The 649-nt window shown below is 74.4% G+C and carries 1 pseudogene; it reads right to left on the reverse strand.

Annotated elements, in window-relative coordinates:
* Nucleotides 1-563: pseudogene (locus Q0L15_RS21495) on the reverse strand (methylmalonyl-CoA mutase); the annotation flags it as partial.
* Nucleotides 564-649 lie beyond the last annotated feature (86 nt).

Consider the following 649-nt stretch of genomic DNA (forward strand, 5'->3'; position numbering starts at 1 on the left):
CGGGCCAGGTCGGCGGTGGCGTCGGCGGCGGGCACGCCGAGGTTGGTCTCGGGGTGCAGCTCGCGACCCGCGGCGTAGTCCAGGAAGGCCTGCGGGTCGCTCCCGTCGAGGACGACGGGCGCGAGGTCGAGCAGCACCCCCTCGAGCAGCGTGGGCAGGTCGGCGGCCCCGGTCACCCAGAGGCTGGTGACGCCACCGTCGAGGTCGGCCAGCGCCTCCTCGTTGCCGAGCTTCGGGTCGCGGCCGTCGAGGTGGGCCCGGACGTCCCAGTCCCCCTGGCGGGTGGGGCGGCCGTGCGCCTCGACGCCCTCGAGCAGCGCGGCGGTGCCGAGCGGCGTGACCGAGATGCCGTCGAGCGTGGTGCGACCGAGCTTCTCCCACACCAGCGCAGCCGGGTCCTCGTCGGTCATCCGGCGGGCCTTGCGCAGCACGGCGGCGGCCTCGCGCTCCCAGTCGGCCACCGACCAGCGGTCCTCCGGGGATGCCAGGTCGAGGGAGCCCTGCGCGGGCTCGAGCTCGCCCGGCTCGTCCAGCCCGCCCTCGACGGTCCCGTGATCGGTCATGGTGCGAACGATAGGAACAAGTGCTGCACTCGGCTACGCAGTGTGACGTGTTCGACGCTCTCGGCTACCCCTCCGTCCGCGTCCAC

This window comes from Nocardioides sp., from assembly GCF_024509035.1.
In the GTDB taxonomy this organism is placed as follows: Bacteria; Actinomycetota; Actinomycetes; order Propionibacteriales; family Nocardioidaceae; genus Nocardioides.